Raw genomic sequence first — 7,164 nt, 5'->3', positions numbered from 1 at the left:
TCACCTGCTGCAGTATTAGGACACTTATCGTCTTTGTCTAAAACACCATCTGAGTCACTGTCTAGAGGTGCAGCTTCAACAGCTTTAGCAATAGGTGCTTCTTCAACTGCTATTGGTTGAATGTGAGTAAATTCTGAAGCATTAAGAGATAAAGCTAGAGCTAGAAGTGCTAAAAGGTATTTCATATTAGTTCCTAAAATTCAATTGGGTGGATTATATTATAAATCTTTGAGAATGCAAGGTATGTCAGAGGAGTCTCTGATTTCGCTAAACTCATCTATTTCAGTGTGCATGGTCTCCGTAAAAGTCTCTATACTTTGGTCAAGTTGTTCTTGTGCTGCGTCTATTAGTTTTTGTTGAGTAGCTTCTACTTCTTTGAAGTGGGCAACTGTTTTTATAAAGAACTCTTTATCATCCGTAAGCAGAACGATGTCACTCTTTTTTACCCATTTTCTCTCAGGTTTTCCATTTTTTTGAAACTCAAATATTACATTCTCACTATTCTTAGAAGCAATGTATTTTGGTACCGGAAAACTGATAAAAGTTGTTAGTGGAGATGTGTGTTGTCTTTTTATTACATAATACATTTTGTAAGTATATAACAATATTGCTAAAATATGTTAGAATAATCACCATAATATAAGGAGTTTGAATGAGTCATTTATATAATTTAGCAATTATTGGAGCAGGTCCAGCAGGGATAGCAACTGCTGTTGAAGGCTATTTACAAGGTATTAGAGATATTATACTCCTTGAAAAAGATCAAAATCATAACTCGACTATTCGTAAATATTACAAAGACAATAAGAGGGTTGATAAAGATTGGAAGGGTCAAAAAGTTGAGTTAGACGGAAGAATCTATTTTGTAGATGGTACAAAAGAAACAACTCTGGACTTTTTTGATGAGATTTTAGACCATCACTCTGTGGAACTACAGACTCATGTAGAGGTTCAGTCTATAGAAAAAAAAGATAATTTCTTTGAAGTGTTCATGGCAGGCAAAAGTGTTAGAGCTAAAAATGTAGTTGTAACTATTGGTAGAATGGGTAAACCAAACAAGCCAAGTTATAAGGTGCCATCAGGAATTAAAAAGAAGATAGGCTACACTTTAGATGATTGTTCTGAGGGTGAAAAGATTCTTGTAGTAGGTGGTGGAGATAGTGCTGTAGAGTATGCTGTTGATCTAAGTGAGAAAAATGATGTAGCGATTTGCTATAGAAGAGAGACTTTTAGACGTGCCAATCCTACTAATCAAACAAACATAGCAAATGCGATAATGCATAAAGAAGTTAGGCCGATTCTTGGTATAAATATTGATGGTCTAGAAGATGTAGATGGAAGAGTAAAAGTACTTTTTAGTGAAGTTGAAGATGAAGTTTTTGACAGAGTAATCTATGCAATAGGAGGAACAACTCCAAGTGCATTTCTTGCAAGTTCAGGCATCGAAGAAGCTGATGGCAAACCTGTCCATGATGATAACTATGAAACAAATATAAAAGGTATGTTTGTTGCCGGAGATATTACTCAAGAGTCAGGTGGAAGTATAGCCCTTGGACTTAACCATGGTTATGCAATAGCATGTTATATTCAAGGTGGAGATCAACTCCCGGCTGACTAATCTTTTAGGATAGCAGGGTCTTTTTCGCTCATCACTCCATCGGGAGTGTTTAGCAGTAGCTCTATCTCACAACTCAGATACTCGGAGGTTGTAAGTGGAGTAAAGTTTTTATCTTCAAAAGCAGATTTCTTTGCGTTATATATAATATCTTCTAAAAGACTTTTTGTAGCTTCTTTAGATGCAAAAGAACCTCTTAGCTCTTTTTTTATATAAATATTTACTGTTGTAGCAATTTTTTCATTTAGCAGTGGATGCTCATTTAAGAGGGCAGATTTGTCTATAGTTCTCTTCATTTCTAAAACTTCATGTATAGAATCACGGGCAAGTTGCAGTAAAACAGAACGACTCATATAGACTCCTTCCTAAGTTTGTAGTTGTTAATAAGTTTGATAATAATCATAACACTTATAACCTGAAATAGTGCCGCCAAGATAAAGGCATAGTAGTGTAGAGTATCTATGCTAGATGCATGATAAGCAAGTGTTGCCATAGCAATAAGAAGTGTTAGTGGCATAGAGTGAGATAGACCCATTAAGATAGAGTCTATAAGACCAAGCTCTTTTATAAATACCAGTGAAGCAACAACTCTCATAAAAATCATTACGACCGCTATAATGACAGCTTTTGAAATCAGACCTTCCATTGTAAGTGCATCTAGATTGAATGTACTTCCTATATGTATAAAAAATATAGGTATTAAAAATCCAAATCCATAAGAAGCCAGTTTCTCAGGAAGCTCATGCTTATGCTCAAAGAAAGTCGGAATAAATATACCTGCTAAGAATGCTCCAAAGGCAAGTTCCAGGTTAAGATAAAGCATAGCACCGACTAGAAGAAAGAATATCCCCATAGACAGACGTATATCTTGCTCTTTGTTGTCTTCGACAGGCATCAGGGCAGTAGAGACTCCCGGGAACCACCAAAAGAGAAGCTCCATGGCACGAAATAGTAAAAACATAAATAGTAAAAATAGCATCAGTGCAAAAATAGTTTTAATCAGTCCCATTCCAAAACCAGAGTCCAGTGCGGCAGACGTTAGCGTTAAAAAGCCGATACTTACAACTTCTCCTATACCGCCTGCAGTCATGGATAGACCAAGCCAAGAAGTCTTACCGTACTCTTTAGAAAGAGTGGCAACAAGCCCTACTGAGATAAGAGGAAGTAGCACCATAAAGATCTTTCCAAGATTTAGATATAAAGAGATAAGTATGGAGAATGCATAAAGAATTATAAGATAAAATATAACCTTTTTCATAAGGTTTGCAGGTGTCTTAATAACTTTTTTGAGGTTAATCTCGGTACCCGCAATAAACATAAGATATAAAAATCCAAGCTCTGCAACTATGTCAAAAAGATGCTCATTGTGCAAGAAACCGATGTATCCAAGAATAGAACCAAGTATGATCTCAATAGGTGTTGTTGGGAGTTTTAAAAGTTTAGCAAAAAATGGGGTAAAGATTATAATGAGTGAAATCGTGATTATAAGAACAACGTTGTCACTCATACTTAATAGTCCTTTTATGCTTTTTTTGCAACTTTTAGATTTAGTGATTGTATCATATCTAAATCTTTACTCATAATTCTACCGCTTGTAGTGAGATAGTTTCCTATTACGATAGAGTTAGCACCATATTTGAAAATCTCATTTTGTCTATCTCCAAACATTAACTCTCTTCCACCGGCAATCATGATTCTATCTGCATTAGGAATCATCTCTCTTGTTAGTTTTATAAGTGAAAATGCTTCTTCTATATCTAATGAGTTTGGTTCTAATTCCAGTGCTTCATTATGATGATAGAAGTTTATAGGTACAGAAGTAGGGTTAAGAGAGTTAAGAGCTTCAAGCATAGAGACTCTGTCTACATTTGTCTCACCAAGACCAAAAATACCACCGCTGATAAGTACTAAACCGGATTTGTTTACATTTTGACAAGTTTCATAACGTTCTTCCCAAGAGTGTGTCGTACAAATACTGGGATAGAACTCTTTTGAAGTCTCCAGATTATGGTTATATGCTTTTATTCCTGCTTCTTTTAGAATTAAAAGTTGTTCCAGAGAAGCTGTACCGTTACACGCTATAAGTCTAAGCTGGGGTACTTCTTTTGTTAAAACTTTTGCGATTGAGCATACAAAGTTCAGAGTTTTGTCATTTAGACCTTTGTCGGCTGTTACAAGACAAAAACCTAAAGCACCGTTGTCTCTAGCCGCGGTGGCTTCTTTTAAAATATCTTCTATAGCTTTTTGTTTATAACGATCTATATCTGCTTTATATCTTACGCTTTGTGAACAAAACTTACAGTCTTCGTTACATGTTCCACTATTTATATTACAGATAGAACATAAAAAAATCTCTTTGTTTGCTTTGTTCATGATTTTATTCTCTCGTATGAAAATTTTTGATGTTTAAAAGTGTCATCTTTTTTTTCTTTAGTATAGTATGTCACTTCAAATGTATCATCTGTGACTTCAAGCATAGCACATTCGGAGATAGATTTATTTCTTGCACATACTTCACCTGGGTTTAAAAAAAGAGTGCCATTTTTAAAGTCACTCTCAAAGATATGAGTATGACCAAAGACTACAATATCAGCATCTGGAGCCATATAGTAAGGCATATGCATAAGTTTAAACTTACAGTTTGCAAGTTTAAAATAGTGAGGCTCTTGAACTAGATTATATTTGCCGTGATAATGAGCCAGATGAGCGTCATTGTTCCCATAGACAGCTATGTATCTAAGTCCGCAGTTTTTAAGAAAGTCTAGTACTTCAATCTCTACGATATCACCCGCATGAATGATAAACTCAGCACCATCTTCAGTAAGTAGATTAAGCGCTTCCTTGGCCATTTTAACTTTAGTGTGCGTATCTGAAATAATGCCTATCTTCATGGTTTACTTCTACTTTAAAGTCTCATCTAATCTGAACAAGTCCAGCTTAGATTCAATCACTGAAGCTTCGCCATTGGCGAGAATTATCTTGGAGTTCTGTTTTTGCATTTTACACATTCGTATACGTCTTTATTTCTGTAAGTTCTCTCTGCAAGAACTCCTTTACAACCTTTTTCTTTACACTTGATAGTTGTAGGCTCGAATTTAGAGATAAATTTACAATCAGGGTAGTTTGCACAGCCCCAGAAAGGTCCACGTCTAGAGTTCTTAAGACTTACTTCACCGCCACAATCAGGACATGGTGCCGCGCTTACTTGACTTTCAACATCTATACTTTTAGTATTTTTACAATCAGGATAATTACTGCAAGCTAAAAATTGACCATTACGACCATTTTTGATTACCATGTCATTACCACATTTGTCACATTTTTCGTCTGCCGTCTCTTCTTTTTTCTCTACTGTATTACCTTCTTCATCGCACTGCTCTGTATATTTACACTTTGGAAAACCGCTACAAGCTATAAAGTTACCAAAACGACCCGAACGGAGTAGAAGCTCACTCTCACCACATTTTGGACAAGTTCGACCTAATGGTTTGGCAAGTTTAAGTGAAACTATTTTCTCTTTACCTTCAGCAACTTGATCCATAAAAGGAAAGTAAAAATCACTTAAGAGTTTTTGCCAGTCAGTTTCGCCCTCTGAAATCTCATCAAGTTTTTCTTCCATATTTGCAGTAAAAGAGATATCTACGATGTTAGCAAAGTTTTTCTCAAGCATATCAGTAACCGTAAAAGCCATCTCTGTTGGAATAATTTGCTTTTTCTCAATAGTTACATAAGTACGACCACTAAGAGTAGCAATTGTCGGAGCATAAGTTGATGGGCGACCAACACCCTCAGCCTCCAATTTTTTAATCAAAGATGCTTCAGAATATCTTGCAGGTGGTTCAGTAAAGTGTTGCTCAGGTTTGATACTTTGGATATCAGCTTTTTCGCCCTCTTTTAGAGTTGGAAGTAGTTTATCTTTGTCCTCAGTTCCGGTAACAGCGTAAAAACCATCAAATATCAGTTTTCTTCCACTTGCTCTGTACTCGTTTTCTTTACCTTCAAAAATAATGCTTTGCTGCTCAAACATCGCATCGTTCATTTGACAAGCCATAAATCTTTCATAGATAAGACGGTAAAGTTTAATCTCATCAGCTTTTAAAAAGCTCTGTGCAACTTCAGGAGAGAAGTGAAGCATCGTAGGGCGGATTGCCTCGTGAGCCTCTTGTGCACCCTTAGATTTTTTACCATAAGTCTTCGGTTCTTGGGGGAGATATCTTTTACCATATCTGCTTTCAATGATTCCACGAACCGCACCAACAGCTTCTGCGGCCATGTTTAGTGAGTCCGTTCTCATATATGTAATAACACCCGAAGTCCCATCTGGTGTTTTAACACCTTCATAGAGGGCTTGAGCTACCATCATAGTCTTTTTAGGAGTGAACCCTAGCTTACTAGATGCAGTCTGCTGAAGTGTTGAAGTCATAAACGGTGGAGGCGTAGATGTCTTTCTCTGTTTAGTCTCAATCTTTGAAATAATAAACGAATCAGCATTAACGCTTTTTGTGATTGCTTCTGCGCTATCTTTGTTTTCAATAGATAGCTTAGAAAGCTTGTCACCTTTATGAGTAATAAGAGTAGCCTCAATATCTTTTTTAAACATTGTATCTATTGACCAATACTCAACAGGGATAAATGCTTTGATCTCTCTTTCACGATCTACTACAAGTTTTAGAGTTGATGATTGAACTCGTCCTCCTGAGAGACCTTTTTGAATCTTAGAACTTAAAAGAGGAGATAGTTTATAGCCAACTACACGATCAAGCATACGACGAGCCTGTTGAGCGTTTACCATATTCATATCTATTTTACGAGCACTCTCTAAAGCATGATTGATTGCTGTTTTAGTGATTTCATGAAAAACAATACGAGGAAGTTCCTCTGGGTCTTTTTTAATAGCATGAGCAATATGCCAACCTATAGCTTCACCCTCGCGATCCTCATCGGTCGCGATATAGATAGTATCAGCTTTTTTGGCTAAAGCCTTAATCTCCTTAACGGTAGGAGCATTCTCTTTTGCAACACTGTATGCAGGCACAAGTTGGTTGTCCTCATCTACGGTGATTCCAAAACGAGATTTAGGTAAATCTCTTATGTGACCTTTAGATGCGATAACTTCATAATCTTTACCTAAAAAGTTTTTGATTGTTTTTGCTTTTGCTGGTGACTCGACGATAATTAAGTTCAAATAGTTTCCCTATATATATAGTATAGTTGTTTTGATTTTGGAAGTTTACCAAAAAAAGTTTAAATAATGTAAATGGATAATATATAAAAATTAAGATTTAATTAAAGTAATATGCTTTTGTACCGATATATATATAATCAGCAAGGAAGCTGTACCCAAATAGAGCGAAAGGCTCTTACCCACAAAAGGATTTATGATGGGCTTTAGAATTAATACAAATATAGGTGCAATGAACGCACACAGAAACGCTACGATGAACAACATAGGGCTTGATAAAAGTCTTAATTCTCTTTCATCAGGTTTAAGAATCAATAGAGCGGCAGATGATGCTTCTGGTCTTGCGATTGCCAATAAACTTTCTGCT

General features: G+C 36.0%; 7 protein-coding genes and 2 pseudogenes. 2 read left to right on the top strand and 7 right to left on the bottom strand.

Features of this window, described 5'->3' with window-relative positions; translation table 11 throughout:
- Together ABZC13_RS14065 and ABZC13_RS14060 are read right to left on the bottom strand one after the other, a co-directional pair.
- Positions 1–185, bottom strand: a pseudogene (locus ABZC13_RS14065) (OmpA family protein); the annotation flags it as partial.
- Positions 186–218: 33 nt separating this feature from the next.
- A complete protein-coding gene (locus tag ABZC13_RS14060) occupies positions 219–587 on the bottom strand; it encodes a hypothetical protein (protein ID WP_373005275.1) in 369 nt (122 codons plus the stop codon).
- Positions 588–652: 65 nt separating this feature from the next.
- Here ABZC13_RS14060 and ABZC13_RS14055 point away from each other — a divergent pair, with 65 nt between their 5' ends.
- A complete protein-coding gene (locus tag ABZC13_RS14055) occupies positions 653–1,618 on the top strand; it encodes an NAD(P)-binding domain-containing protein (RefSeq protein WP_373005272.1) in 966 nt (321 codons plus the stop codon).
- Here the strand turns inward: ABZC13_RS14055 and ABZC13_RS14050 are convergent.
- The 5 genes from ABZC13_RS14050 to topA all read right to left on the bottom strand — a co-directional run bounded on the left by ABZC13_RS14050 (position 1,615) and on the right by topA (position 6,800).
- A complete protein-coding gene (locus ABZC13_RS14050; RefSeq protein ID WP_373005270.1) occupies positions 1,615–1,968 on the bottom strand; it encodes an AMMECR1 domain-containing protein in 354 nt (117 codons plus the stop codon). The genes ABZC13_RS14055 and ABZC13_RS14050 overlap by 4 nt on opposite strands.
- On the bottom strand, positions 1,965–3,122 hold the full coding sequence (locus tag ABZC13_RS14045) for a cation:proton antiporter (protein ID WP_373005267.1): 1,158 nt from the start codon (positions 3,120–3,122) through the stop codon (positions 1,965–1,967). Before ABZC13_RS14045 ends, ABZC13_RS14050 begins: the two co-directional genes overlap by 4 nt.
- Before the next feature lie 14 nt (positions 3,123–3,136).
- The gene (locus ABZC13_RS14040) at positions 3,137–3,988 is read right to left on the bottom strand and encodes a biotin synthase (protein WP_373005264.1); all 852 of its coding nucleotides are present in this window, start codon (positions 3,986–3,988) and stop codon (positions 3,137–3,139) included.
- Positions 3,985–4,506 (bottom strand): metallophosphoesterase, encoded by a 522-nt coding sequence (locus tag ABZC13_RS14035; protein WP_373005261.1) that lies wholly within the window; start codon positions 4,504–4,506, stop codon positions 3,985–3,987. The genes ABZC13_RS14040 and ABZC13_RS14035 overlap by 4 nt, the downstream gene beginning before the upstream one ends.
- 83 nt (positions 4,507–4,589) lie before the next feature.
- A complete protein-coding gene (gene topA, locus ABZC13_RS14030; protein WP_373005258.1) occupies positions 4,590–6,800 on the bottom strand; it encodes a type I DNA topoisomerase in 2,211 nt (736 codons plus the stop codon).
- Between the two features lie 196 nt (positions 6,801–6,996).
- Here topA and ABZC13_RS14025 point away from each other — a divergent pair.
- Positions 6,997–7,164 (top strand): annotated as a pseudogene (locus ABZC13_RS14025) (flagellin); the annotation flags it as partial.

Source organism: Sulfurimonas sp. (genome assembly GCF_041563035.1).
Classification (GTDB): domain Bacteria; phylum Campylobacterota; class Campylobacteria; order Campylobacterales; family Sulfurimonadaceae; genus Sulfurimonas.
This window is presented reverse-complemented; position numbering and strand designations above follow the sequence as displayed.

What these genes read in the sequence shown, in the direction of transcription:
- ABZC13_RS14060 (WP_373005275.1), bottom strand. Translation starts at nt 587, where the DNA reads ATGTATTATGTAATAAAAAGACAACACACATCTCCACTAACAACTTTT.
- ABZC13_RS14055 (WP_373005272.1), top strand. Translation starts at nt 653, where the DNA reads ATGAGTCATTTATATAATTTAGCAATTATTGGAGCAGGTCCAGCAGGG.
- ABZC13_RS14050 (WP_373005270.1), bottom strand. Translation starts at nt 1,968, where the DNA reads ATGAGTCGTTCTGTTTTACTGCAACTTGCCCGTGATTCTATACATGAA.
- ABZC13_RS14045 (WP_373005267.1), bottom strand. Translation starts at nt 3,122, where the DNA reads ATGAGTGACAACGTTGTTCTTATAATCACGATTTCACTCATTATAATC.
- ABZC13_RS14040 (WP_373005264.1), bottom strand. Translation starts at nt 3,988, where the DNA reads ATGAACAAAGCAAACAAAGAGATTTTTTTATGTTCTATCTGTAATATA.
- ABZC13_RS14035 (WP_373005261.1), bottom strand. Translation starts at nt 4,506, where the DNA reads ATGAAGATAGGCATTATTTCAGATACGCACACTAAAGTTAAAATGGCC.